Genomic DNA, 24,210 nt, shown 5'->3' with positions numbered 1-24,210 from the left:
CGTGAGTCCTCAGGCGGCAGCGCGCGCGGCAGGTTCGTAGGTGGCGGCGATCTGGCGGAAGAATTCCGCCGAGCGATCGGTCAGCAGGCGACGTTCCCGGTCCACCGTGATCATGTGGTAGCTGTCTTCCAGCCACAGCGTTTCCACCGGGCCGGACACGGAACGCTGCACGAGGCGGGCGTTCTCGATGCTGGCGATGTCGTCTTCCGTGGCGTGTGCGATGAAGCACGGTGCGGTGACGCGGGGCAGGTCGCGCTTCACTACGGCGGCCATGTTGTACATCTCGCCCAGCGACGGCCACGGATTACCCGGCAGGCCGGCGGCGGCACTGTCGCCGCTCAGCATGGCGCCGCTGATCTGCGCGCGCAGGCGCTCGTCGCGGATGCCGTACGGTTCGCCCTCGTGCACCATGCGGTGCTTGCCGATGCCGAACTTGTGCAGGAACGGCAGCAGGAACGAGAACTTGCCGATCCACGGAATCGCCCAGCCGTCATAGCGGAAGGTGGCGCCGTACACGCCCACGCCCTTCACCCATTCCGGACGCTCGGCGGCAAGCTTGAGCGCCAACACCGCACCCATCGACAGTCCGGCGACGAAGAGGTGATCCACTTCGTGGCGGTACTTGTCGGCGGCGGCTTCCACGCTGGCGTACCAGTCTTTCCAGCCGGTCTTCAGGAGGTCGTCCACGTCGCCGCAGTGGCCAGCCAGCTGCATGCCGTATACGGAATAACCCGCACGGTTCAGGCCCTTGCCGAGCAGGCGCATCTCGGTCGGCGTGCCGGTAAGGCCGTGAATGAGCAGCACTCCGCTGCGACCGCCTTCATAGCGGAACTCGACGTTCTGGATCACTGGGGAGCTCCGGGGCGGTGGGCGGCAGCCGTGATGCGGCGCTGGGCGCGCTTGTAGACGTGACAATAAACCATGAAGCCAGTGTGAGGGCTCACCCTTTCCAAGAACTTTCGAGCCGTTCCTTCCCATTTAGCGGCATTTCTCGCAAGAACGCCCCGACATGCGGGGCGTTCAAGGAAGATGCGTGGGCTTGAAGCCCTTGGAAGTGTCAGCGGCCGAAATGGCCCTGCGTGCCACCCACGGAGATGCTCATGCCACCAGTGGGATGCTCGCAGCTGCCAAAGGCCTGGCTCAGGGTGACCTGGCCACCGGTGTAGCCGCCGCTGAAGTGATTGCCGGAGACCACGCCGGTGCTGACGGCGCCATGCACCTGCGGCTGGTTGTAGGTGGCGTCATCGCACTGGATGGTGCCCGGGGCGGGGCCGGCGGCTGCCTGGGTGTCACCCAGCGCGCCGCTGGTGTCGCCGTAATAGGTGCCCGGCGGGTCCTTGGTGTAGGAGCCGTTCTGGGCTGCGCCCTGGGCATTGGCCGGTGCACTGGCTTGTGCCGTGGCGCGACCGTCGTTGGCCGCACGGCTGGCGTCGGTGGGCGCAGCGGTATTTGCCGGAGCTGCCGCGCTGGCGCTGGAGGCGGGCAGGTTGGCCGGCAGCTTCAGGTTGAGCGACTGGTCGGAACTCTGGGCCCAGGCCGTGGCCGCGAGCAGGCTGGCGGCGAGGAAAGCGGTGGTGCGGACGATCTTCATGGGAAACGCTCCGGGGACGTGGGCTTTATAACGCGCCACCGTCGCCGGTGTGCACACATCCCGATTTGATCCTGCCTCTGGCAGTGAAGTTCCCGTTCCATTTCCCCTGTAGGAGCGCACTTGTGCGCGACCGCAGACCTGCCGGCAAACAGCGGTCGCGCACAAGTGCGCTCCTACAAGGGTGTGTTTAGCCCGTGGTCTCGATTCGCTCCACGCGACGCAGGCCCTGCGGCAACAAACCGCCGCGGGTGGCGCGGTTGCCGCCGTACTCGACCAGGTTGGCCCACTTCAGCGTGAGCTTGCGCTGGCCGGCATAGAGCGTCACTTCGCCCTTGCCTTCGGTGACCACGGCTACGCCAACGACCTTGATGCCAGCAGCCAGCTTGGCCTTGGGCACGTCGATCAGCTTGTTGCCCTTGCCCTTGTCCAGTTCCGGCAGCTCGGCCACGGAGAACATCAGCAGGTGACCTTCGGTGGTGACTACCACGATGCGGTCGCGTGCCGGATCGGCGCTGACCTGCGGTGCCAGCACCCTGGCGCCATCGCCCAGCGTGATGATCTGCTTGCCGGCCTTGTTGCGGCCGGTGAGTGCCTCGAAGCGGGTCACGAAGCCGTAGCCATGATCGGTGGCCAGGATCAGGCGCGTGTCGTTGTCGCCGGCCGTCAGCGCGTCGAAGCTGGCTCCCGACGGCGGGCTGAAGCGGCCAGTGAGCGGGTCGCCGTTGCCGCGTGCGGACGGCAGCGTGTGCGCTGGCGTGGAATAGCTGCGGCCGGTGGAGTCGATCACCGCGATCTGCTGCGTGGTGCGTGCCTTCACCGCCGCGAGCAGGCTGTCGCCTTCGCGGTAGTTGAGGCCGTCGGCGTCCACGTCGTGGCCCTTGGCGGCGCGAATCCAGCCCTTCTGGCTCAGCACCACGGTGACCGGTTCGCTGGCCACCAGTGCGCTTTCGTCCAGCGCCTGCGCGGCTTCGCGCTGAACCAGCGGCGAGCGGCGGTCATCGCCGAACTTGGCGGCGTCGGCGCGCAGTTCTTCCTTGATCAGGCCCTTGAGCTTGGCCGGCGATTTCAGCAACACGTTGATGCGTGCGCGTTCTTCTTCCAGCTGATCGCGTTCGGCATTGATCTTCATCTCTTCCAGGCGCGCCAGCTGGCGCAGCTTGGTTTCGAGGATGTAGTCGGTCTGCTCTTCGCTCAGCGCAAAGCGCGCCATCAATACCTGCTTGGGCTCATCCTCGGTGCGGACGATGCGGATCACCTCGTCCAGGTTGAGGTAAGCGATGCGCAAACCTTCCAACAGGTGCAGGCGGCGCTCGACCTTGGCCAGGCGGTGTTCCAGGCGGCGGGTGACCGTGCTCGTGCGGAAGCTCAGCCACTCGCTGAGGATGCGCTTGAGATCCTTCACCTGCGGACGGCCATCCAGGCCGATCATGTTGAGGTTGATGCGGAAGCTCTTTTCCAGATCCGTCGTGGCGAAGAGATGCTGCATCACTTCCGATGCGTCCACGCGGTTGGAACGCGGCACCACCACCAGGCGAATCGGGTTCTCGTGGTCGGATTCGTCGCGCAGGTCTTCCACCATCGGCAGCTTCTTCGCGCGCATCTGAGCGGCGATCTGCTCGAGGATCTTGGACGGGCTGACCTGGTGCGGCAGCGCGGTGATGACGATGTTGCCTTCGTCCACGTGATACACGGCACGCGCGCGCACCGAGCCCACGCCGTTCTGGTACATGGCCAGCAGGTCGTTGCGCGGGGTGAGGATTTCCGCTTCGGTCGGGTAGTCCGGGCCCTGGATGTGCTCGCACAGGTCCGCGACGGTGGCGTCCGGATCATCCAGCAGGCGGATGCATGCACTCACCACTTCGCGCAGGTTGTGCGGCGGGATGTCGGTGGCCATGCCCACGGCGATGCCCATGGAGCCGTTGAGCAGCACGTGCGGCACGCGCGCCGGCAGCCAGCTGGGTTCTTCCAGCGTGCCGTCGAAGTTGGGCACCCAGTCGACCGTGCCCTGGCCCAGTTCGCCCAGCAGCGCTTCGGCGATGGGGCTGAGGCGCGACTCGGTGTAGCGCATCGCGGCGAAGCTTTTCGGATCGTCCGGCGAACCGAAGTTGCCCTGGCCGTCCACCAGCGGGTAGCGGTACGAGAACGGCTGGGCCATCAGCACCATCGCCTCGTAGCACGAGGTGTCGCCGTGCGGATGGAACTTGCCGATCACGTCGCCGATGGTGCGGGCGGATTTCTTGGGCTTGGACGACGCGGCCAGGCCCAGTTCGCTCATGGCGTAGACGATGCGGCGCTGTACCGGCTTCAGGCCATCGCCCACGAAGGGCAGGGCGCGGTCCAGCACCACGTACATCGAATAATCGAGATACGCCCGCTCGGCGTACTCCTTGAGCGGGATCTGTTCGAAATTGGCTTGCAGATTCATGGGCTTGCGTCAGTTGGCGTGCGCGCGGGCGGCGCGCTTAACCGGGGGATGGTGCCAGAAAGGGGGATCGGGGGGCGAGGGGTAACCGAGCCCGGCCGGTTGTTTCTTATGTAGGAGCGCACTTGTGCGCGACCGGGTGGGGGCCTTGCTGCGGCGAACAGATGGGGCGACCAGCCGGTGGCCTTGGCTGGCTGGCGTGCGCCGGTCGCGCACAAGCGCGCTCCTACAGGGAGGGCATGGCCAGCCCGAGTTACTTCTGTATGCGCGTGGTTTCCACGCCCAGCTTGCGCAGCTGCTCCTGCAGGCTGTCCGGGCCGGCCAGGTGGCCAGCGCCCACGGCGACGAAGCTGACGCCCGGCTGCTGCATGCGCTCGGCGATGATCTTCGCCCACGCCTGGTTCCGTTCCACGATCAGGCGCTGGTAGAGCATGGGACTCTCCTTGCGCAGGTCCTCGTCTTCGATGCGGGCGATGGCGGCGGTGTCGCCGTTGCGCCAGGCATCGATCAGTTCGCGCAATTTGGCGGGGCCGTCGGCCACGTCCTTGAACGACTGGCGGAGGAAATCCAGCTGCATGTCTTCGGGCAGGTCCGACAGCATGCGGATCTGCTTTTCGGCGGTTTCCAGACCGTCGATGGGCTTGCCGGCCTGCTGCATGCGGGCCTTGATCAGCTTGTCCACGCCCTGGTTCGGGTCCAGCCCGGCCTGCATCAGCGGTGCCATGGTGAGCGTGAGCGCGGCCAGCCACGGGCGCATGGGCTGCAAGGCGGCAAGACCGCCGGGAAGCTTGGCGGTTTCGGCAGCCTGTTCCAGCTCGGTGCGGTCCTTGTCGTCGAGTTTGCTCGACAGCGGTGCGCTGAGATCCAGGCCGTGCTGCATCACCAGCGTTTGCATGGAGCTGGAGTCGTCATCGACGATCTCGATGCTCAGGCGCTGGCTTTCGTCCAGCGCCTTGTCCAGCGTCGCCGATTTCCAGTTCGTATCCGAAGGCAGCAGGTGCACGGTGCCGAACAGGTAGATGGTGGCGTGATCGTTCCTGGCGACCCACAGCGCAGGCTGCGCCGAGGCCAGGGCGACCAGCAACAGATTGAGGGCCAGGGCGGCGGCAAATCGACGAAACAGTTTCAAGGGGAATCCCGGGTGAGGGCGGACCACGTGTTTTTGGAGCCTGCGGGCTCTGGGCGGGCCAAGGCCATCCGGCCCGCCGATCTGAGCACTATCGTGCGCGAACTGGCTTGCTGCAAGCTGTTTCAGCGCGGCACGCGATAGCCGCCCTGCACGCCATGGGGACTCAGCGTGAGTTGCCACAGCTGGTCTCGGCGGCTGCGGAACACCGCGGCGGACACGGCCAGGTAGAAACGCCACATGCGGCGGAAGCGGTCGTCGTAGTTCGCCGAAAGCGTAGGCCATGCCGCGTCGAAATTGGCTCGCCACGAGGTAAGCGTGAGGTCGTAGTCGGCGCCGAAGTTGTGCCAGTCCTCCACCACGAACAGGTTCTGCAGTGCTTCGGTGACCTGGCTGGCGGCGGGAATCATGGAGTTGGGGAAGATGTACTTCTCGATCCACGGATCCGGCCGGCTGGGTGTGCCGTTGCTGCCGATGGAATGCAGCACGAACAAGCCATCGCTGCGCAGGCAGCGCCGCGCCATTTCAAAGTAGGTGCGGTAATTGAGCGCGCCCACGTGCTCGAACATGCCGATGGAAAAAATGGCATCGAAGGGTTCGTTGAGTTCGCGGTAATCCTGCAGGCGAATATCGATGGGCAGGCCGTCGCACAGCTCGCGCGCAAACGCGGCCTGCTCCTGCGACACGGTGATACCCACGCCCTGCACACCGTAATGCTCCGCTGCGAATTTCAGCGCCTCGCCCCAGCCGCAGCCGATGTCCAGCACACGCTGTCCCGGATGCAGGCGCAGCTTGCGGCAGATCAGGTCGAGCTTGGCTTCCTGCGCGTCGTCCAGGTTGTTCGCCTGCGCCCAGTAGCCGCACGAATACACCATCCGTTTGCCCAGCATGGCCTGGAACAGATCATTGCCCAGGTCGTAATGGACCTTACCGATCTCGAACGCGTGCTCGCCTCGCTGAAGGTTGATGAAGCGCGCCTTCAAATGCGCCAGCAGCGTGTCCAGGGTTTTCAGTTCGGCGTCCAGCTGCGCGCTGAGGATGTGGGTGAACATGCCGGGCAGGTCGTCGCTGTCCCACCAGCCGTCCATGTAGCTTTCGCCAAGCCCGAGCGAGCCGTGCGCGAACACGCGGGGATACACGCGATCGTCGTGCACATGCATGTCGGTGGGGCGCGACCCATTCAGCAGAATGCCGGCATGTTCAAGCAGGCTGGCAGCGCGTGCCTTCAGTGAATCCTGGCTCATGCGTTCCTCGTGGCAGGTGACGATGCGTGGCCGGACGGGAGCGGGCGGGCAGGTCAGCCGGCTCCCGGGATTTTCCCCAACGTTCCAAAGCTTGCGGCAGCGATTGCATACACTGCGTCGACGCGGCTCTTGCGGACGGTCTCCACCAGCTCATGCGCCTTGGCTTCGGACAGCAGGAATTCCACTTTGACGGACAGGTCGTCGGCCAGCTCGAAGAACTGTTCTTCACGCAGCACGCCGTGCCGGCCGAAGCCGCACACGGCACGAAACGCCGAGCCGCCGCCGATGCCGTGCTTGCGGGCATGTTCAAGCAGCCACTCGAACACCAGCTTGCCGTCGTGACGGGCGCGCGCATGGGTATAGAAGATCAGCAGGACGCCTTGCTGTGTGGTTTCCATGGGGCCTCCTAGCGCAGCACGGCGCGGGTAAGTGCGATGCCGGAGATGGTCATCACGATGGAGCCCACCAGGTGCAGCGCCACGTGGCCACTGAACCAAAGGTACTGCTGGCGCAGTAACAAGGTGGTGGATTCGGCGGAAAAGGTAGAGAAAGTGGTGAGTCCGCCCAGAAAACCGGTGGCGCAGAACAGCCGCAGTTCCGGCGACAAAGTCTGGAAATGATCGAACCCCCCAAGCACTACGCCCATCAACAGGCCACCGATAAGGTTCGCGGCCAGCGTGCCCAGCGGCACGGTAGGAAAGATGGGGTTGAGCATCACGCCGAGCACCCAGCGCAGCCAGCAGCCCAGCACGCCCCCGACGCCTACGGCGAGAAAACCGGTCCAGCCCACGTCGTCGTCTCCTGCTGAAGCACCATCACGAAGGACGTTCCGGACACAGGCACGAGCCTGCGCCCCGGGAAGTCCGGCGGTGCAGGCATCATCAACCCGAAGGTGGTTCGCCCTGAGGCACCTGGCCCGAGCGGGAGGCATGCCATCTCCCTGTGCGAATGGATCGTAACGGAAGATCCCCCGGACGTCATGGCTCGGGTGTGCAGGGGGCGCCGCTATACTCGGCGCACCTCGCCCCCGCCGTGCCATGCCCATGACATCCACCCCGCGCCCCGTCCGGCGCAGCCTGCCGTGGCTGCTGGCGGGCCTGTCCATGATCGGCCCGTTCTCGATCGATGCCGTGTTCCCGGCGTTCCCGCTGATCGGCGAGCGCTTCGGCGTGGACAGCACCGGTCTGCAGCAGATGATCAGCATGTACCTGATCACCTACGCCGTGATGAGCCTGTTCCACGGTGCCATTTCTGATGCCATCGGGCGCAAGCCGGTGATCGTCGCGGGCATGCTGGTGTATTCGCTGGCGTCGGCTGGTGCGGCGTTGTCCACGTCCTACGGCATGCTGCTGGCCTGCCGTTCGTTGCAGGGTGTGTGTGCGGGTGCGGGCCTGGTGGTGGGGCGCGCGATTGTGCGCGACAGCCTGGAAGGCGCGGCCGCGCAACAGCTGATGTCGCGCGTGATGATGATCTTCAGCGTGGCCCCGGTGATCGCGCCCATCGTTGGCGCACAACTGCTGTTCCTCAACGGCTGGCACGGCATCTTCTGGGTATTGATGGCGTTCACGGCTTTCCTGGCCGTGGCGTTGATGCTGTATCTGGACGAAACCCATCCGCCCGAGGCACGCACGCCGTTCAATGCCAGCACGCTGGTGCGCGGTTACGTGAGCTTCGGCAAGGACCGACCGTTCTGGCCTTTGCTGTTGGCGTGCACGGTGAATTTCGCGGGATTGTTTCTCTACATTGCATCGGCACCGCACATCATTCGCGACCTGCTGCATCTGTCGGCGCAGGGCTTTCCGTGGCTGTTCCTGCCCACCGTGATCGGCCTGATGATCGGCGCATGGTTGTCCGGGCGCATGGCCAACCGTCGCAGCGTGGTCTACACGGTGAACCTGGGCTATGGCGCCATGTTGCTCGCGTGTGCATTGCATCTGGCGGCGGCGCTTATCACGCCCGAGCCGGTGCTGCCGTGGTCCATGCTGCCGCTGATCGTGCACGGCATCGGCGTGCAGCTCGCATTTCCCACCTTGACGCTGTTGCTGCTGGACCGCTTTCCGCATCGTCGTGGCGGCGCATCATCGGTGCAGGCGTTCTGCAGCCTGATGCTTTGCGCAGTGGTCGCCGGCGTGCTGTCGCCGCTGTTGTCCGGCCACATGGTGAACCTGGCACTGGGCGCCACGGCGCTCACGGTAGCGGGCTGGTTCGGCTGGCGCTGGTATCACCGGCTTACCGGCAAGCCGCGCGTTCCGCACGACGCCACGGCCGAGGTGGAAGTGGAGCTCCAGACGGAAATCACCGAGCCGCGTTGATGGCCCGGGAGAAAGTGCGGGGCGCCATGGCCCCGCACCTGGTGGCTCAGTGCTCGTTGACCTGCAGCTTGTCCAGCAACTGGTTGAGCTTGCCCTTCATGGCGTCTTCGGGGCGTGGGCCGTCCACGCCGTAGAACGCGGTGTAGAGCACATCCGGCTTCTTGTCGGCGCTGACCTGCGTGCCACCGACCGTGCCGATGTACGTCATGTCGTTTTCGCTGTACGGCACGCCATCATCCGGATGGCTGCGATTGACGATCTTGCCCCAGTGATTGCGGAAGCTGTCGTCCAGATCGTCCGACGGTGCTACGTGACGGTTCACGCTCACGTGCTCGGCGTTGTCGATGTTGGATTTCACTTCCACCTTCGACACGTCCCACACCGTCTTGCCGTGGTCCTGGAAGTAGGACATGCCGAGTACCAGTTCGCTGTCGGCATCGATCTTCTGCAGCGAGGGCGTGTACGCGAAACCGATGCGCTTGGACTGGTACTTGAAGTCGTCGCCGTAGTTGAAGCGAATGGCGATGTCGGACAGCACGCTGGGCAGCAGTTCGGTGTTGGCGAGGAACTCCTTCCACTGCGCCAGCGTGCCGCTGTAGGACACGTCCACGAAGTTGGCGAGCTGCTTCAGGTCGCTCATGTCTTCGTGTTCGGTGCGGTTGCTGGTGACGCGCACCATGGCGGAGTAACCGTCGGGTACCGGCAGCAGGAAAGCGACGATCAGGCCGTTGTCGTACGCCATCGGCCATTCGCGGATCTGCCAGCGACGCTGGTAGTTGTCCGTGAAACTGGCGCTCAGCGTGGGCTCGCCAAGCGAGGTGATCTTGACGCTTTCCGTGCCCACGCGCCGCTGCATCGGCGCACCCTTCAGCACCAGGTCCATGAAGACCTTCGAATCGCCGTACAGCTGCTTGCTGGTGACGTCGTCGGGCTTGCGCAGATGGAACATCACCTGCTGGCCCACGATGGCACGGCTGACATAACCGTTGTGCGGAAGCACCGCCTTGTTCTCGGCGACCTTGCTGGTCACCCAGTTGCCGTTGCTGTTGCGGTGGAGCAGGGTGGGGAACGGGTTGGCGTCGGAGTTCACGTGCAGCAGACGGCTTGCGCCGGGGCCGTTGGGGAACATGGTGGCGGCGTTTTCCGTCAACAGCTCATGCCGCTTCTGGTCGACGTCGGCGTTGTGCAATTTCTGGTACGCCGCGCTGAAGTCCGCAAAACTCTTGGGCAACGGGAACTGTGCCTTGAAGTCGCCGGTGTGCTTGTCCTCGATGACGTCGAGCTGATAGCTCTCGCGCGTATCGATGGACGCGATGTTTTCCGGTGCCTTCAGCACCAGGTCGATGGGCAGCGCGTAGTTGAGGTTTTCGTCCGGCGATTTCATCACCACGACGCCAATGACCTTGCCGTCCTTGTCCAGCAACGGGCCGCCGCTGTTGCCGGGCGAGGCCGCCGCCGAGAAACGCAGCCATTTCCAGCGCCCGTCCTGGTCTTCCGGCGTCTGCGAAGTGTAGAGGCCATCGCGGATCACGATGCCCGTGCCCAATGCGTTACCCACGGCGTAGACCACCTGGTTCACGTCCGGCTGCGTGTTGACCGCCAGCGGTGCGACCTTCGGCGGGTCTTTCAGCGAGAACTCGACGAAGTCTTCATGCAGCGAGTAGCGCGTGACCTTGTCGATGGCGTAGACGTGGCCGGCGGCGTCACGCAAGGCTGGTTCGCCCATCAGGCTGTCGATGCCCAGCGACAACACGTGGCCGGCGGTGACATAGCGGTTCTCGCCGATCGCGAAGGCCGTGCCCACCGAGTAGAACTTGTCCGTGCGCTGCTGGTACGGCAGCTGGTCGAAGGGCAGCGGCTTCTCGTAGCTGAGCGGATCTTTCACCGGTTTGGGAATGACAACCTCGAACGTGGCCGCCTGTACCCGGGGCAACACGGCGGGGTCCATCGTCGCCGCGTGCAATGGCGAGACGGCGGCCATGGCCAGGCCGGCCAGCCACAGGGCACGTCGCATGCCGGAGGGTTTCGAACCTAGCGCTTGCCGAGCACGTGTTGCCGGCTTTTCCATGTGCTGCCTCGTCTCAATTGTCGGCGCGCTGGGGTGGCGCCATACCCGTTCATCCGCGAGTTTAGCCAACGCGTGATGGCATGGAACGGTGTACGCCGGAAGTCATACCGATGACCTGTGGCCGTTACGCGGCAAGCAGGATTCCGTCACAAATTCGCCGTACAGCCTTAAGCTGCCCCATCGCTTTGGAATGAGTTCCCCATGTCCCGCTCGCCCGCCGCCAGCACTGTTCACCTGCCGCCCGGATCGTGGGGCACGGTGCTGGAAGGCTTGTGTGCGTTGTTTCCGCGCATTGACCGGGCCACCTGGGAAGACCGCTTCGCCCGCGGCCGCGTACAGGACGAGTCCGGGCAACCGTTGCCTGCCGACACGCCCTATCGCGTGGGCTTGTGCGTGCGGTATTTCCGCGAAGTACCCACGGAAGTCCCCATTCCGTTCCACGAAACGCTGCTGCACGTGGACGCGCACCTCGTGGTGGTGGACAAGCCCCACTTCCTGCCCGTCACGCCGGCCGGCGGCTTCGTGGAAGAAACCGTGCTGGCGCGACTGACCCGCACGCTGGGCAATGAGAACCTGGTGCCGCTGCATCGCATCGATCGGCACACGGCGGGACTGGTGATGTTTTCCGCCGATCCGGCGAGCCGCGATGCGTATCAGTCGTTGTTCCGCCAGCGTCGCATCGAGAAGACCTACGAGGCATGGGCGGCGCCGCTGCCGCATCTGTCGTTTCCGCTGGTGCGGCGCTCGCGCATCGAGGCGGGCGAACCGTTCTTCCGCATGCACGAAGTACCGGGTGCACCCAACAGCGAGACGCACTTCGACGTGCTGGAACGCTTCGACACGCACTGGCGATATGCCTTGCAGCCCGTGACGGGCAAAAAGCACCAATTGCGTGTGCACATGGCCGCGCTGGGAGCGCCGATCCTGCACGATCCGTTTTATCCGGACCTGCCGGAACCTCGGCCTGATGACCATGCGCACCCGCTGCAATTGCTGGCGCGTCGTTTGTCTTTCCTTGACCCGCTGAGCGGCATGCCGCGTGAATTCGAAAGCGAGCTGTCGCTGCTGACACCCGCCCCGGGCCTCGGTTGGTAACATAGGCGGCCCGCCACCGGACCGTCTGCCTGATGCGCCCTTCGTTCGCCCCCGCTGCCCCGGATGCAGCGCTGGAGGCCTTGTTCGTTCCGTTCGAGACCGGCGCCCTGGCGTTGCCGGCGGACGGGCGCGTGTTGTTCCTGCGCGCGCGCGACGGGGTCCGGTTGCGCGAAATGGCGGGCAAGGGATGGGTATGCGAGCAGGGTTTCAAGCCGTTCGCCGAGGCGCTTGAGGTCAGCGGCCTGAAGGTCGAGCCGCCCGGCAGCGAGCGTCGGTTTCCGCTGGTGCTCGTGCTGCCGCCGCGGCAGCGCGACGAAGCGCGCGCCTTGTTCGCGCAGGCACTGCATCGCGTGGAAGAAGGTGGCGTGGTGCTGGCCGCCGTGCCGAACGCGGAAGGCGCGAAATCGGCGGAGAGCGATCTTGCGCAGCTGGCGGGGCCGTTGAACCAGCTTTCCAAGCACAAATGCCGGGTGTTCTGGACCCGGGCTTCCGATGCTCATGTGGATCGCGCGCTGCTCGATGCCTGGACCGCGCTCGACACGCCACGCAGCAACGATGCCGGCTTCATCAGTCGGCCCGGCCTGTTTGCATGGGATCGGGTGGATACGGCTTCGGCGCTGCTGGCGGCCCATTTGCCTACGGATCTGTCGGGCAGGGTGGCCGATATCGGCGCGGGCTACGGCTACCTTTCGACGCAGTTGATCGCGCTTTGCCCGGCGGTGGTGTCCATCGATCTTTTCGAGGCCGAGGCGCGTGCGCTGGAGCCTGCGCGACAGAACCTGGAGCGTGCACAACGCGATAGCGGTCGCGACGTTTCGTTTCATGTCCACTGGCATGACGTGACAAGAGGCCTGCCGGGGCGCTACGACGTCGTGGTGAGCAATCCGCCGTTTCATCAAGGTCGCGCCGACCTGCCGGATCTGGGGCGCGCCTTTATCGATGCCGCCGCCCATGCCTTGCTGCCGCACGGCAGGCTCTGGCTGGTGGCCAATCGTCATCTTCCCTACGAGGCCACCTTGGCCTCTCGTTTCAACGAGGTACGCACGGTGGTAACGCAAGACGGTTTCAAGGTGATCGAAGCTCGCGGAGTACGCGCATGAAACTGGTCAAGCTCATTGCCAATCTCGGCTACGGCAGCCGCAAGGAAGTCGCGCTGATGTTCCGCGAAGGACGCATCACCGATCCGGACGGCGAGGTGCTCTACGCCGACGACAAGGTGCCGCACGAACACATCCGCATTGACGACGAACCGCTCGATCCGCCGTCAGGCATCGTGTTGATGATGAACAAGCCGCTGGGCGCTACCTGTTCGCGCAAGGACATCGGGCGCGTCGTCTACGACCTGCTGCCGCCACGCTATCGCGTGCGCGATCCTGCGTTGTCCACGGTAGGACGCCTTGATCGCGAGACATCGGGCCTGCTGCTCTTCACCGACGACGGCGCCATGCTGCATCGGATCATTTCGCCCAAGTCGCAGGTGGCCAAGGTCTACGAGGCCACTCTGGCCAGCGACCTGCGTGGCGATGAAGGCGAGCTGTTCGCCAGCGGCACGATGATGCTTGAGTCGGAGAAGGAGCCACTGGAGCCGGCGGTGCTCCAGGTACTGGGTCCCAGGCGTGCCCGCCTTACGCTGACCGAGGGGCGTTACCACCAGGTGCGGCGCATGTTCGCGGCCACGGGAAACCACGTGGACGCGTTGACGCGCGTGTCCGTCGGGGCATTGACGATGGACGACCTGCCGCCCGGCGAGTGGCGCGCGCTTGAAGATCGCGAAATCGCGCGCATCTTTGAACCGCCTGCACAGGACTGAGCAGGCGGTTTTACGTTTCAGCCGAACTGGTTCTGGCGTTGACGGGCAAGCTCATCTTCGCGACGAGAATGCGCGCCGGGCTGCCAGGACACCAGGTGAAACTGGTTAGGGTCCTGACGGTGGTTGCGGACGTCCGACGTGTCCCGATGATTGAGCATCCCTGCTACCAGCTGCATTCCGCGTTCGAGCGCGGAACGGGCGAGAAGCATGTGCATGTTTTGGCTCCCGACCACCCCTGCGTGGCCGTTCAGGACGCATATAACCAGCTTCACAGGCAATACACAAATGCCAATAGGCACTGAACGGCGTCGCAAAACCTTTGTGACCGTCATCACGGTATTCACAATGATGAACGACGCAATATCCTGCGCGGTTTCAGCGCCGGTTCGGCTTTCCGCTGCGCGGGAAGGTCATTTTTCCCCTTTCGATTGCAATGTGCGCCCATGCTCGATTTGACCTTCGACAACGCCTTCGTGAACCAGCTGCCCATGGACCCGGAGCAGGGCAGCCGCCCCAGGCAGGTTCTTGCCGCCGCGTACTCCCGCGTGGATCCCACGCCGGTGGCGTCGCCACGGGTGGTGGCGTGGTCGCGGGAAATGGCGGACGCGTTGGGCCTGGATGCCACCGACATGGAAGGTCCCACGATGGCCCAGGTGCTGGGCGGGAACGCGCTGCTGGACGGCATGCAGCCCTTCGCGACCAACTACGGCGGCCATCAGTTCGGCGTGTGGGCCGACCAGCTGGGCGATGGCCGGGCCATCTCGCTGGGCGAGGTGCTCGCATCCGGCGGGCAGCGCTGGGAGCTTCAGTTGAAGGGCGCGGGGCGTACGCCGTATTCCCGTGGCGCGGACGGGCGTGCCGTGTTGCGGTCGTCGATCCGGGAATTCCTTTGCAGTGAAGCCATGCATCACCTGGGCGTGCCAACCACGCGCGCGTTGAGCCTGGTGGTGACGGGGGACGCGGTGGTCCGCGACATGTTCTACGACGGCCATCCCCAGGAAGAACCGGGCGCCATCGTGTGCCGCGTGGCACCGTCCTTCATCCGCTTCGGTCACTTCGAATTACCGGCGGCGCGTGGCGACCTGGCGCTGTTGCGGCAACTGGTGGACTTCACCATCGCGCGTGACTACCCGGAACTGGAAGGCGAGGGCGAGGCGCTTTACGCCGAGTGGTTCGCGCAGGTGTGCGAGCGCACTGCGCGCACGGTGGCGAACTGGATGCGCGTGGGTTTCGTGCATGGCGTGATGAACACCGACAACATGTCCATTCTCGGGCTCACCGTCGACTACGGTCCGTACGGATGGATCGACAACTTCGATCCGGAGTGGACGCCCAATACCACCGATGCCGGCCGCCGCCGCTATCGCTTTGGCCAGCAACCGAATGTGGCGTGGTGGAACCTCAGTCGCCTCGCCATGGCGCTGGCGCCGCTGTTCAGCGGCACGGAACCGCTGCAGGCAGGGCTGGATCGTTACGCTGCGGTCTACGCGCAGGAAGACCGCGCCCACATTGCCGCGAAACTCGGCCTCGCCGCGTGCGAGGACGATGACGTCGAACGCATGCGCGAGTTGCACACGTTGCTGGCCGAGGCAGACGTCGACATGACGCTGTTTTTCCGCGCGCTGGCCGATGTCGATCCTGCCAGTCCGTCGCTGGCGCCGTTGCAGGATGCGTTCTACGACGAAGCGAAGCGCCTGCAGTTCGAACCCGCGTTCCTTGCGTGGCTGCAGAATTACGCGGCGCGTGTGCGGCAGGACACCTGGTCCGGTGAGCAGCGCCTGGCGGTCATGCAGTCAGCCAATCCGCGGTATGTGATGCGCAACTACCTGGCGCAGGAGGCGATTGACCGGTCCATGCAGGGCGACTACGCCGGCATCAGCGAGCTGCTCGACGTGATGCGCAGGCCGTATGACGATCAACCGGGCCGCGAGCGCTACGCGCAAAAGCGACCCGACTGGGCCATGCACAAAGCCGGTTGCTCCATGTTGTCCTGCAGCTCGTAGCGAGCTGCTCAACGCAACGTGTTGGCGAGGAACTGGCGCAGCTGCATGCCATTCATTGCGCCGGCCTGGCGTGCAATTTCGCGGCCGCCGCGCATCACCAGCAGCGTGGGAATGCTGCGAATGCCGAAACGCTGCGCCAAGGCGGGTTCGGCCTCGGTATCCACCTTGGCCAGGCGCAGCTGCGGTTCCAGGCTTTTTGCGGCCTCGGCAAATACCGGCGCAAAGCCTACGCACGGGCCGCACCAGGGCGCCCAGAAGTCGATCACCACGGGCAGGTCGCCCCGCGTTGCCACGGCATCGAAGTTTGCGGTGGTCAGCGTGGCGGGCTTGCCGTCGAACAGCGCGTGTTTGCAGCGTCCGCACACCGGGTGTTCACCCAGGCGCTCTTCAGGCACGCGGTTCAAGGCGGAACAGTGGGGGCAGGGAATCGTCAGCGCGGTGGACATGGCAGGCCTCGTTGGCCAAGACTCGATGTTGCGTCAGATGGTGCCCGCTACACGATGAAACAAGGGAGCCGCCCTGTGCAGCAGCTGAAAACCCCGTCCGCCAGCCCATGGTATGCGTTGGTGGTGGGCGCGCTCTGGACGTTGCCCAACAGCGCGCTGGGCTTGCTCGCCGGCGTGGCCTGCATGCCGTGGGGTGCACGGCCCGAGTGGCGCCGTCGCGAGTGCGCGCTGGGTTTTCGCCACATGCCTCACCGAGGCTGCGGCGGCGCGCTCACCCTGGGCAACGTGATCCTCTATTCCTGCGAAATGCTCGACACGCCGTGTTTTACCTATGCGCATCGCGCAGGGCGCGGCGACGAGCCCTGCATTTCGCTGGCAGACCACGAACGCGCCCACGTGTACCAGTACATGGTGCTGGGGCCCCTGTTCCTGCCGCTCTATCTACTTTGCGGCGGCATCAGCGTGCGCAATCGCTTCGAGCGCGCCGCCGATCGTTACGCGCGACAACTCGGCAGCTGGTGGCCGTGGTCCGCGCCGTGACAGTTCACGACGGATAGTGGTTGGAACGCCGTGCCACCAGGCCCGCGAGATAGCCCGTCACGCTGGCCGGTTTCAGCACGAGCCCGTAGACCAGCGCATAGCCGAGCAGTCCGAACGGATTGCGTCGTACGGTAAGGCCGAGTTCGTGGAACATGCGCGACTGCGTGGCATAGGCCACGCCATGGGCTAGCAGTGCCATGGGCAGCACGAAGGCGAGCAGGGCTGCCGCGAGCCAGTAAACGCCCCAGCAGGCAAGCAGCAGGGCAGGCAGCAACGCGATGGTGTAGACCAGGTCCGTGTACGGGAACAACAGGCTCCACCAGATGAAGAACGTGCTGAGCTTGCGACGGAACAGCAAAGCACCGTGCGCGCGGAGGGCTTCCACCACGCCTTGCGACCACTGTCGACGCTGCGCGAGGAACTGGGTGAGCGTGGGCGGTACACGCGCGAAAGCAATCGCATCTTCGGCATAACCCACGCGATGGTGATCGCGCAGGATGGCCCAGGTCAGTACCGTGTCTTCCCCTGCGCACTCGGGCCAGCCGCCCACCACGCGCAGAATGTCGGTGCGATACAGCGAGAACGTGCCTGACGCCGCAAGCATGCCCTGGCACAGGCTCTGCACGCGTCGCGTGGCCGCGATGTTCTGGAAGTAATCCCACTCCTGCATGCGCGCCACCAGGCTCTGGCGCGAATTGCGCACCAGCACCGCGCCGGCAACGGCCGCCGTGCCGGGTGGGTCGCTCATGTAGCGCGTCACCAAACGTCGCAACGCCTGCGGATGCAGGTGCGCATCGGCATCGAGCGTGACGGTGATGGGATAAGACGCCAGTCGCAGGCCTGCGTTGAGCGCCTTTGCCTTGCCTCCCGAGCATTTCAGGTCGATCACCTCCAGCCACGGATACGACACGCCGCGCAGGCGTTCCAGCGTGGCGTCGGAGGAGCCGTCGCTGATCACCATCACTTCGATCGGCGCGGGATATCGCTGCATGGCAACGCTTGCCAAGGTTCCCAGGATGGTTTCCTGCGCGTTGCGTGCGGCGATCAGGATGGTCACGCCGGGAAAATCACCATCGGCGAAACGCGAGCGCGCGGGGCGACGATCAAGCAGCAGGCCCACCGCGATAAATGCATTCATGAAGGCGGGAGTCACCACCAGTCCGATGATGAGCAGGTGCGCGAACAGCCGCCTTCCCGAACCTTCCAGCTCGCTCACCCACGGATGCGCCACCATGTACGCAAGCGTGGCCCAGGCGAGGGAGACGCTCAGCGCGAGTGCAAACTTGAGCCATACCGGCACGTAGTGGCGGCGATGCAGCTGGCCGTCATTGGCTGCATCCAGAGGCAAGCGCACCGTCACGGCAAACGGCCGTCGCCTTGACCAGTCTCGTGCGTTGACGCCCATGCGAAAGCCTGCTGCTGCAACCGCACGCGCTGGGTGCGCATGCGCTGAATGACCGACGGCGTCCTGCCTGAACTCCGTTCCTTGCCTTTTCGGTCGCAAGGTTCATGCCACGGCGGACGCTTGGTGATACGGGCGCAACATCAGGAATCAACGGGCTTTTTGCGTCTTCGTGCAGATGCGGTGGCGAGAGGGCGACGCTCGCCGACACAAACCGACGCGCCGGGGCGCGTCGGTTGAGGTCACTTTCCCGAGAAGTGCGAGGCGGCTAGTTGCCGCCCCGATTGTCCGGTGCAGGGCGCGATTGCGGCTTGGGTGCCGGGCGCGAATTGCCTTGCGGCGGGCGGGCGTTGCCCTGGGGCGGCCGGTTGCCACCCCCATTCGACGGCGGGCGATTGCCCTGGCTCGGCGGACGATTGCCCTGCGGCGGCTGGTTGCCGCCCGGCGGGCGAGGCGTCTGGCCCGGCGGCCGCGGATTGGGCGCCGGCCGGTTGTTCGAGGGCGGACGATGTCCCTGCGACGGCGGCGGACGGTTGCCACCATTCGGCGGAGGGCGATTACCACCGTTCGGCGGCGGCCGGTTGCCCTGCGGCGGCGGACGATTGCCCGGACCCGGTGGCGGGCGATGACCACCCGGCGGCGGCGGACGCGCACCCGGATGCCAGCCCGGCGGACGCGGCGGCGGACGCGGTGCGTATGGACGTCCATACCAATAATCGCGATTCCGGTAGAACGGACGATTCACGTAGTACGCACCCCAATACGCCGCTATGGAAAAGGTGACGATGGGGATGCCGATACGTGCGCCGTAATCAGCCACATACACCGGCTGGCTCTGATACATGTATTGCACGAAGGTGCCGGCGACCCAGCCGCGCGTACCTCCTGCAATCACGTCGCACCAGCCCCAGCCTTCCGTACATCCCTGGATGGCCACGGCGGTGCCCGCAGGTAGCTGCATGATGGTCGGATACCCCGTATCGGGGCCCGCATAAAGGTCGACATAAGCGGTCACCACACCGCTCTGGCCCTGCGCAAACGCCGCAGGACTCGCCAACCCGAACAACAACATGACGGCCCACACGATCCGCTTCATGGGTGCCTCTCCCGGATATTCGGGCCGATGAGACTGCGTCGTCTGCGAAGGACGCGTCAATTGACAAGTGAACGAGCGGGGATCGTTCAGCGTGCAGCGAACCGTTGCCACAGATAGATCGGGCAGCCGGCCAGCAACAGCACCGCGCCCCATAGCAGCGGCTCGGTACCCGCTCCCGCCAGGGCCCACAGGGAGAAGGCCAGGGCGACGACGGCAACCAGCTGGCGCCAGCGTGACGAGCCGCGACCTTCCATGCGCCACCACGCCAGCGTGGTCACCAGGTAAGGCAGCAACGTGGTGGCGGTCGACAGCAGGATCATGAACGTGAACAACGACACCAGCGAGCGTGTGTCGTTGGCGACAATCAGCGCGCTGGTGAGTGCGCTGCTCACCAGTACGCCGATCCAGGGCGTATGACGCCGATCCACGCGCGCAAAGGCGCGAGGAAACATGCCGTCCTCGGCGGCGGCCATGGTGGTTTGGGCCACCAGCAGCACCCAGCCATTGAGCGTACCGAAGCACGCCACCACGGCGACCGCGGCCACCGCCACGCCAGCCATATGCCCCCAGGCCTGCGTCGCTGCCGCTGCCATGGGCGCCGCGGACGCTATGAGCACATCGTGCGGCAGCATGCCGATCACCACCGTGCAGGCAAGCATGGTGATGACACCTGCCACCAGCGTGCCGATCATCGTGGCGCGCGGCACGGTGTGCAGGGGGTCCTTCACCACGCCGGTCGGAACGGTGGCCGTTTCCAGCCCCAGCAGCGACCACAATGCGAGCGTGGCGGTGGAAAGGGCGACCTGTGGCAACGGCACATGTCCCGGATTGAAAGGTTGGTAGGAACCTGCGTGAAGCGTGGCCATGCCGAACACGCCAAACAACAGCAGTGGAATCAGCTTGAGCAGCGTCGTTACCAGGGCGACGCGGCCCGCCTCGCGCACCCCGGCCAGCGTGATGCCCGTGCACACCCACAACACAGCCAACGCGCACAGCGCGTCGCGCTGTGGTGTCGAGATGGCGCCGGGCCATAGCGCGCCAAGACTTCCCGCAAAGGCGACCGCGATGGCCGCATTCGCCGACCAGGTGCAGACCCAGTAGCTCCACGCGACGATAAAACCGGCGCCATCGCCGAAGGCGTTGCGCGCATAAGCGTACGGACCGCCGTGATTGGGGATGCAGCGCGCGAGCCACGCAAACACCTGGGCCAGTGCGAGCGCGCCGCATAGCGCTACCACCCAGCCCAGCACGCTGGCCGCCCCGAACGGCGCCATCGCCGCGGGCAGCACGAAGATGCCCGAGCCGATGATGTTGCCGATCACCAGTGCGACCAGCGTCCACTGTCCGATCACCTTCGTGCTGGCACTCATGCGTTGGCGAGCGATTCGCGATAGGCGCGGCGCACCATTTCATGGAAATGATGCACGGCATTTTCCCGCAGCGGATTCAAGCGGCCGGCATCGTAGGAACCGGAGGCGAGGCCGCGTTGTACGTCCTCGCAAATGGTCACGTCTTCGTCCTGCACTTCGTCGCTGAACGCTACGTCGCGCGTGCGGCGTGTCTTCGCTTCGGCACTGTCGTCGGCAGGGTAGTAGAAATCGAACTCCACGCGACACCGGTCCACGCCCAGCGGCAGCACGCGATTGGTCTGCAAACGCGATGGCAGGATGTTGAGCATCGTGTTCGGGTGGATGAAGTAGTAAAGCGCCTCGCCACTGCCGTAGAGATCGCCTGCGCTTTCCAGCGGGCTGAACTGGAACGAGTACCACTCGGCCGTTTCCGTGATGTAGCTGCGGTAGTCGAGCAGGCTGTTGAGGCCGGGATGGATGTGCGGAACGTGGTAACCCTCCAGGTAGTTGTCCACGTACACCTTCCAGTTGCAGGCCACGTCGTAGCTCGCGCGATGGTGGAACTGGTAATGCTCCAGCGAGCGTTCCGGTCCCAGCCGCTCGTCGATGCCGGCCACCACCTCGCGGAACGACGGCGCGTCGCCTATGGCCACGAACACCAGGCCTTGCCACACCTGCACGCGCACTTCAGGCAAGCGGATGTCCGAGGGCGTGAAGTCAGGCGTGCGCCCCATTTCCGGGGCGCCGCGCAATACGCCGTCGAGTCCGTACGTCCCGCCGTGGTAGCGGCAGCGCAACGCCTTGGCACCTTTGCCGTCGCAACTGGCGATGGGGCCCGCCCGATGACGGCAAACATTGTGGAAGGCGCGGATGGAGCCATCCTCGCTGCGCACGATGACCAGTGGCAGTCCCGCAATCTCGGTGACCACGTGGTCGCCCGTATCCGCGACCTGCGATTGATGACACACCAGCTGCCAGCTGCGCGCAAAGATGGCGCGCGCATCCAGCAGAGGCATGCGCGGATCGGTGTAGAAGCGGGCGGGCAGCGTCAGCGCGTAGTCGAGCGGTTGCGGAGCGAGAACGGTATCGTCGAACAAGTCGCGCATGTACGGATCGCCGGCAGCAGTTTGGCCGAGTATCGGCCCCGGCAGCGCGGCGAGGGAAGGGGGTTAATCGGCCACGCGTCTACCCGGCAGCGAGTTGCTTCTGCACATCGTTGATGGAGTTGCGGATGCGCTGGCTGAAGATGGAATCTTCGTGATGGATCAGCACCAGCCGTTCCGTCGCACGCGTCATCGCGACGTAGAGCAGGCGTGCTTCCTCGTGCTCGTTCTTGCCGGGTTTGGGCAGCGAGCCAAGCCCGGGGATGATCACCAACGGAAATTCCAGGCCCTTGCTTCCACGCATGGTCACCAGCTTCACCGTGTCGCCCACCACGAACAACGAGCTGGCGCCGTTCTTCTCGGCGAGCTGGCTGGTGATGCCGGCTTGCTGCAACGCTTCGTGCAGCTTCTCGCCTTCCCAGTCGTTGCGGAAGATCACCGCCATGTCCGACAACCGGCGCCCCGCGGCAATCTCTTCGCGCAAGCGCTGGATAATGGCGGGCAGCTGGTCCTGCTGGCGTTCCACGCGGATGAGTTCCGGCAGCGCGCCTCGCCGGCCCGCGCTTTGCGGTTCGATCAGCGGGATGCTGTCCTCATCGCCGTCGTCGCGGCCCAGCAGCAATTCGGCGGCGAAACCGCGCGCCACCGAAAGAATCTCCAGCGTGTTGCGGTAGTTGAGCTTGAGGATGGTGGTGCGGCCCTGTGCCTGCACGCCCAGGCTCTTCCAGCTGAGCTTCTTGCGGCTGGCCTGGCCGTAGATGTTTTGCGCGTCGTCGTACAACACCAGCAGCGAGTTGGTGTTGGGATCGATCATCTGCACGATCAGCTTGTACCACTCGGGTTCGAAATCGTGGCCTTCGTCGATCAGCACGGCGCCGTACTGGAAGCGCGGAATCACGCCGCTGTCCACGCCGGCAATCACCGCGGGCGGCAGTTCCTCGTTGATGTGCGGGCCTTCCTCCGGCATCGGCGCGTGATACGCCGTAAGCATGTTCCGGCACCACTTGTGGAAGTTGTACACCTGCACCTTGTCGCTCAGGCCGCGCTCACCCATCAGCTGGTCCAGGCGTGCGGCGAGCGTGGTGTTGTAGCAAAGCACCAGGATCGGCTTGGACAGCGTGCGCGCCAGTTCCATCGCGCGGAAGCCCAGGATCATCGTCTTGCCCGAGCCAGCCACGCCGTGAATGATGCGGTGCTCGTCGCCCAGTGAGCGCGCCAGCGATTCCTGCTGCGCATCCATCACCTTGATCAGGTCGGGAATGGCCATGCCGCCCGATTTGCTGCGTTCGCTGGAAGCGAACAGGCCGAACTGGCCATCGCCGGCTTCCACGCGGATTTCCGGGAACAGGTGCCAGCGGATGCGGTCGATCTGCGGCAGGGTGAGTGCTGTGGGAAATACCTGGGGAAACATGGCCCACAGGCGTTCCTGGAAAATGTCCGGTTCCACCGACTCGAACATCTCGTCCTGGCAGATCACCAGATGCGCTGGAATCACGTCTTCCAGCTGGCCGGCAAGAAATTGCTTGCGGCTGATATTGGCGAGCACCACGCCGTAACCCAGCGGCAGTTGCAACCGGCCTTCATACATGTGGCCGGGCGGATAGCACAGCGCCGGATCGCGCTGCAGCACCTTGGCGATTTCGTTGGCGCCGTCGCGCGCCTGCATCAGCGGGTTGTGCTCCTTCACGCTGCTGCTGCCGGTGATCAGCGTGAACAGCGTGCGGTCGGCCTGCTGGATGGTGCCTGGCTTCCAGTCCTTCACTTCCAGCACGAGCAGGCCGCGGCGCGGGTGGAACACGATGAAGTCCGGCCGCCGCTGGCGAGGGCCGACGGCCACGTCGTACCAGAGCAGGTAGTCGTCTTCGAGCTTTTGCTCCAGACGCTCGGAAAGGCGCTTTTCGCCGCTGGTCATCTGCGGCAGGCAACTGTTGCGTGAAGGGATAAGCGTTGCCACGTAAGGCTGCCTCGTGCCGGTCCGTTTCGCGATGGGCGTTCAGGTCCGGCGACGTTAGCGGATCGGCGCAGGCTGTCAATCTCGCCAGCGCTGCGCCGGCTTGGATTTTCACCAAGACGCAGCTAGGCGGCGCGCATAGTGTGGGTGTGCCTGTTCCTCCCCGGAGTCACGCGATGAGCACTGCCAAGCCCCCCGTCATCAAGGAAATGTTTCCCTACCTGCGTGTTCGCAACGCCGAAGCCGCACTGGCGTACTACCAGAACGTGTTCGGCGCCGTGCTGACCATGCGCCTGGACGAGCCGGGCACCGGGCGCATCGGGCATGCCGAACTCACTTTGGGGCCGTCCGTGCTGATGGTGTCCGACGAATACCCCGAACGCGGCATTACGGGGCCGCAGAGCATTGGCGGCACCAGCGTGGCCATCCATCTGCATGTGGATGACGCGGACGCCGTGCTGGCACGTGCTGTGGAAGCGGGTGGCACGCTGCTGAGGCCGGCCACGGATCAGTTCTATGGCGAGCGCAGCGGCAGCGTACGCGATCCCTTTGGGCATGAATGGCTGATCGGCCACGAGATCGAAAACGTCAGCGCCGAAGAAATGCAGCGTCGCTACGACGCGGCAATGGAAGAAGGCTGACCGGCGAAAGG

At 65.0% G+C, this 24,210-nt stretch carries 22 protein-coding genes and 1 riboswitch; of the genes, 7 read left to right on the top strand and 15 right to left on the bottom strand.

Annotation, left to right across the window (positions count from 1 at the left end; translation table 11 throughout):
* Nucleotides 1–9: 9 nt before the first annotated feature.
* The 7 genes from DK366_RS16935 to crcB all read right to left on the bottom strand — a co-directional run bounded on the left by DK366_RS16935 (nucleotide 10) and on the right by crcB (nucleotide 7,173).
* The gene (locus DK366_RS16935; RefSeq protein ID WP_109126749.1) at nucleotides 10–849 is read right to left on the bottom strand and encodes an alpha/beta fold hydrolase; all 840 of its coding nucleotides are present in this window, start codon (nucleotides 847–849) and stop codon (nucleotides 10–12) included.
* A 208-nt stretch (nucleotides 850–1,057) separates the two neighbouring features.
* Nucleotides 1,058–1,591 carry a hypothetical protein gene (locus tag DK366_RS16930; protein ID WP_109126748.1) on the bottom strand — a complete coding sequence of 178 codons (534 nt, stop codon included), beginning with the start codon at nucleotides 1,589–1,591 and terminating at the stop codon, nucleotides 1,058–1,060.
* Between the two features lie 187 nt (nucleotides 1,592–1,778).
* On the bottom strand, nucleotides 1,779–4,016 hold the full coding sequence (parC, locus tag DK366_RS16925; RefSeq protein WP_109126747.1) for a DNA topoisomerase IV subunit A: 2,238 nt from the start codon (nucleotides 4,014–4,016) through the stop codon (nucleotides 1,779–1,781).
* Between the two features lie 250 nt (nucleotides 4,017–4,266).
* Complete coding sequence (locus tag DK366_RS16920; protein ID WP_109126746.1) at nucleotides 4,267–5,142, bottom strand: TraB/GumN family protein; 876 nt, start codon at nucleotides 5,140–5,142, stop codon at nucleotides 4,267–4,269.
* 122 nt (nucleotides 5,143–5,264) lie between these two features.
* Nucleotides 5,265–6,383, bottom strand: coding sequence for a cyclopropane fatty acyl phospholipid synthase (gene cfa, locus DK366_RS16915; RefSeq protein ID WP_109126745.1), 1,119 nt, complete (start codon nucleotides 6,381–6,383; stop codon nucleotides 5,265–5,267).
* A 53-nt stretch (nucleotides 6,384–6,436) separates the two neighbouring features.
* Nucleotides 6,437–6,781 (bottom strand): DUF190 domain-containing protein, encoded by a 345-nt coding sequence (locus DK366_RS16910; protein WP_109126744.1) that lies wholly within the window; start codon nucleotides 6,779–6,781, stop codon nucleotides 6,437–6,439.
* 8 nt (nucleotides 6,782–6,789) lie between these two features.
* Nucleotides 6,790–7,173 (bottom strand): fluoride efflux transporter CrcB, encoded by a 384-nt coding sequence (crcB, locus tag DK366_RS16905; RefSeq protein WP_109126743.1) that lies wholly within the window; start codon nucleotides 7,171–7,173, stop codon nucleotides 6,790–6,792.
* 75 nt (nucleotides 7,174–7,248) lie between these two features.
* Nucleotides 7,249–7,332, bottom strand: a riboswitch (Fluoride riboswitch).
* Between the two features lie 94 nt (nucleotides 7,333–7,426).
* Between crcB and DK366_RS16900 the strand changes: the two genes are divergently transcribed.
* Complete coding sequence (locus tag DK366_RS16900; protein ID WP_109126742.1) at nucleotides 7,427–8,695, top strand: multidrug effflux MFS transporter; 1,269 nt, start codon at nucleotides 7,427–7,429, stop codon at nucleotides 8,693–8,695.
* Between the two features lie 46 nt (nucleotides 8,696–8,741).
* On the opposite strand, the gene DK366_RS16895 is transcribed toward DK366_RS16900, so the two are convergent.
* Nucleotides 8,742–10,709: a serine protease gene (locus tag DK366_RS16895; protein WP_232821092.1), complete on the bottom strand. Its 1,968-nt coding sequence runs from the start codon at nucleotides 10,707–10,709 to the stop codon at nucleotides 8,742–8,744.
* Between the two features lie 255 nt (nucleotides 10,710–10,964).
* Here DK366_RS16895 and DK366_RS16890 point away from each other — a divergent pair, with 255 nt between their 5' ends.
* Genes DK366_RS16890 through DK366_RS16880 form a run of 3 tightly spaced genes read left to right on the top strand, consistent with a single transcriptional unit; the run spans nucleotide 10,965 to nucleotide 13,668 of the window.
* Nucleotides 10,965–11,858, top strand: coding sequence for a pseudouridine synthase (locus DK366_RS16890; RefSeq protein WP_109126740.1), 894 nt, complete (start codon nucleotides 10,965–10,967; stop codon nucleotides 11,856–11,858).
* A gap of 32 nt (nucleotides 11,859–11,890) precedes the next feature.
* Nucleotides 11,891–12,958 carry a class I SAM-dependent methyltransferase gene (locus tag DK366_RS16885; RefSeq protein ID WP_109126739.1) on the top strand — a complete coding sequence of 356 codons (1,068 nt, stop codon included), beginning with the start codon at nucleotides 11,891–11,893 and terminating at the stop codon, nucleotides 12,956–12,958.
* Nucleotides 12,955–13,668, top strand: coding sequence for a 16S rRNA pseudouridine(516) synthase (locus tag DK366_RS16880; protein ID WP_109126738.1), 714 nt, complete (start codon nucleotides 12,955–12,957; stop codon nucleotides 13,666–13,668). Before DK366_RS16885 ends, DK366_RS16880 begins: the two co-directional genes overlap by 4 nt.
* Nucleotides 13,669–13,685: 17 nt before the next feature.
* Here DK366_RS16880 and DK366_RS16875 read toward each other — a convergent pair whose 3' ends face one another.
* Entirely contained in the window at nucleotides 13,686–13,883 is a 198-nt protein-coding gene (locus DK366_RS16875) for a hypothetical protein (protein WP_109126737.1), read from the bottom strand.
* 228 nt (nucleotides 13,884–14,111) lie between these two features.
* On the opposite strand from DK366_RS16875, the gene DK366_RS16870 reads away from it, so the two are divergent.
* Nucleotides 14,112–15,671 carry a YdiU family protein gene (locus DK366_RS16870; protein ID WP_109126736.1) on the top strand — a complete coding sequence of 520 codons (1,560 nt, stop codon included), beginning with the start codon at nucleotides 14,112–14,114 and terminating at the stop codon, nucleotides 15,669–15,671.
* Between the two features lie 8 nt (nucleotides 15,672–15,679).
* Here DK366_RS16870 and trxC read toward each other — a convergent pair whose 3' ends face one another.
* Nucleotides 15,680–16,117 (bottom strand): thioredoxin TrxC, encoded by a 438-nt coding sequence (trxC, locus tag DK366_RS16865; protein ID WP_109126735.1) that lies wholly within the window; start codon nucleotides 16,115–16,117, stop codon nucleotides 15,680–15,682.
* A gap of 75 nt (nucleotides 16,118–16,192) precedes the next feature.
* On the opposite strand from trxC, the gene DK366_RS16860 reads away from it, so the two are divergent.
* On the top strand, nucleotides 16,193–16,657 hold the full coding sequence (locus tag DK366_RS16860) for a hypothetical protein (protein ID WP_232821091.1): 465 nt from the start codon (nucleotides 16,193–16,195) through the stop codon (nucleotides 16,655–16,657).
* A 4-nt stretch (nucleotides 16,658–16,661) separates the two neighbouring features.
* Here the strand turns inward: DK366_RS16860 and DK366_RS16855 are convergent, their stop codons facing one another.
* The 5 genes from DK366_RS16855 to DK366_RS16835 form a co-directional block, all read right to left on the bottom strand.
* Entirely contained in the window at nucleotides 16,662–18,062 is a 1,401-nt protein-coding gene (locus DK366_RS16855) for a glycosyltransferase (protein WP_109126733.1), read from the bottom strand.
* Between the two features lie 265 nt (nucleotides 18,063–18,327).
* Entirely contained in the window at nucleotides 18,328–19,155 is an 828-nt protein-coding gene (locus DK366_RS16850; protein ID WP_198651612.1) for an SH3 domain-containing protein, read from the bottom strand.
* 86 nt (nucleotides 19,156–19,241) lie between these two features.
* Nucleotides 19,242–20,525 carry an amino acid permease gene (locus tag DK366_RS16845; RefSeq protein ID WP_109126731.1) on the bottom strand — a complete coding sequence of 428 codons (1,284 nt, stop codon included), beginning with the start codon at nucleotides 20,523–20,525 and terminating at the stop codon, nucleotides 19,242–19,244.
* Nucleotides 20,522–21,610 (bottom strand): SRPBCC family protein, encoded by a 1,089-nt coding sequence (locus DK366_RS16840; protein ID WP_109126730.1) that lies wholly within the window; start codon nucleotides 21,608–21,610, stop codon nucleotides 20,522–20,524. The genes DK366_RS16845 and DK366_RS16840 overlap by 4 nt, the downstream gene beginning before the upstream one ends.
* A gap of 79 nt (nucleotides 21,611–21,689) precedes the next feature.
* Nucleotides 21,690–23,519: a 3'-5' exonuclease gene (locus DK366_RS16835; protein WP_109126729.1), complete on the bottom strand. Its 1,830-nt coding sequence runs from the start codon at nucleotides 23,517–23,519 to the stop codon at nucleotides 21,690–21,692.
* A gap of 215 nt (nucleotides 23,520–23,734) precedes the next feature.
* Here DK366_RS16835 and DK366_RS16830 point away from each other — a divergent pair, with 215 nt between their 5' ends.
* Nucleotides 23,735–24,199: a VOC family protein gene (locus DK366_RS16830; RefSeq protein WP_109126728.1), complete on the top strand. Its 465-nt coding sequence runs from the start codon at nucleotides 23,735–23,737 to the stop codon at nucleotides 24,197–24,199.
* The last annotated feature ends 11 nt before the right edge of the window (nucleotides 24,200–24,210 follow it).

This window comes from Dyella sp. C11, from assembly GCF_003121485.1.
Lineage (GTDB): Bacteria > Pseudomonadota > Gammaproteobacteria > Xanthomonadales > Rhodanobacteraceae > Dyella.
This window is presented reverse-complemented; position numbering and strand designations above follow the sequence as displayed.

Bases quoted from the DNA above. Each gene is read 5' to 3' on its own strand.
- DK366_RS16890 (WP_109126740.1), top strand. From the start codon at position 10,965: ATGTCCCGCTCGCCCGCCGCCAGCACTGTTCACCTGCCGCCCGGATCG.
- DK366_RS16910 (WP_109126744.1), bottom strand. From the start codon at position 6,781: ATGGAAACCACACAGCAAGGCGTCCTGCTGATCTTCTATACCCATGCG.
- DK366_RS16830 (WP_109126728.1), top strand. From the start codon at position 23,735: ATGAGCACTGCCAAGCCCCCCGTCATCAAGGAAATGTTTCCCTACCTG.
- parC (WP_109126747.1), bottom strand. From the start codon at position 4,016: ATGAATCTGCAAGCCAATTTCGAACAGATCCCGCTCAAGGAGTACGCC.
- trxC (WP_109126735.1), bottom strand. From the start codon at position 16,117: ATGTCCACCGCGCTGACGATTCCCTGCCCCCACTGTTCCGCCTTGAAC.
- DK366_RS16895 (WP_232821092.1), bottom strand. From the start codon at position 10,709: ATGCGACGTGCCCTGTGGCTGGCCGGCCTGGCCATGGCCGCCGTCTCG.
- cfa (WP_109126745.1), bottom strand. From the start codon at position 6,383: ATGAGCCAGGATTCACTGAAGGCACGCGCTGCCAGCCTGCTTGAACAT.
- DK366_RS16845 (WP_109126731.1), bottom strand. From the start codon at position 20,525: ATGAGTGCCAGCACGAAGGTGATCGGACAGTGGACGCTGGTCGCACTG.
- DK366_RS16880 (WP_109126738.1), top strand. From the start codon at position 12,955: ATGAAACTGGTCAAGCTCATTGCCAATCTCGGCTACGGCAGCCGCAAG.
- DK366_RS16855 (WP_109126733.1), bottom strand. From the start codon at position 18,062: ATGGGCGTCAACGCACGAGACTGGTCAAGGCGACGGCCGTTTGCCGTG.
- DK366_RS16885 (WP_109126739.1), top strand. From the start codon at position 11,891: ATGCGCCCTTCGTTCGCCCCCGCTGCCCCGGATGCAGCGCTGGAGGCC.
- DK366_RS16840 (WP_109126730.1), bottom strand. From the start codon at position 21,610: ATGCGCGACTTGTTCGACGATACCGTTCTCGCTCCGCAACCGCTCGAC.
- DK366_RS16875 (WP_109126737.1), bottom strand. From the start codon at position 13,883: ATGCACATGCTTCTCGCCCGTTCCGCGCTCGAACGCGGAATGCAGCTG.
- DK366_RS16835 (WP_109126729.1), bottom strand. From the start codon at position 23,519: ATGACCAGCGGCGAAAAGCGCCTTTCCGAGCGTCTGGAGCAAAAGCTC.
- DK366_RS16850 (WP_198651612.1), bottom strand. From the start codon at position 19,155: ATGAAGCGGATCGTGTGGGCCGTCATGTTGTTGTTCGGGTTGGCGAGT.
- DK366_RS16900 (WP_109126742.1), top strand. From the start codon at position 7,427: ATGACATCCACCCCGCGCCCCGTCCGGCGCAGCCTGCCGTGGCTGCTG.
- DK366_RS16930 (WP_109126748.1), bottom strand. From the start codon at position 1,591: ATGAAGATCGTCCGCACCACCGCTTTCCTCGCCGCCAGCCTGCTCGCG.
- DK366_RS16870 (WP_109126736.1), top strand. From the start codon at position 14,112: ATGCTCGATTTGACCTTCGACAACGCCTTCGTGAACCAGCTGCCCATG.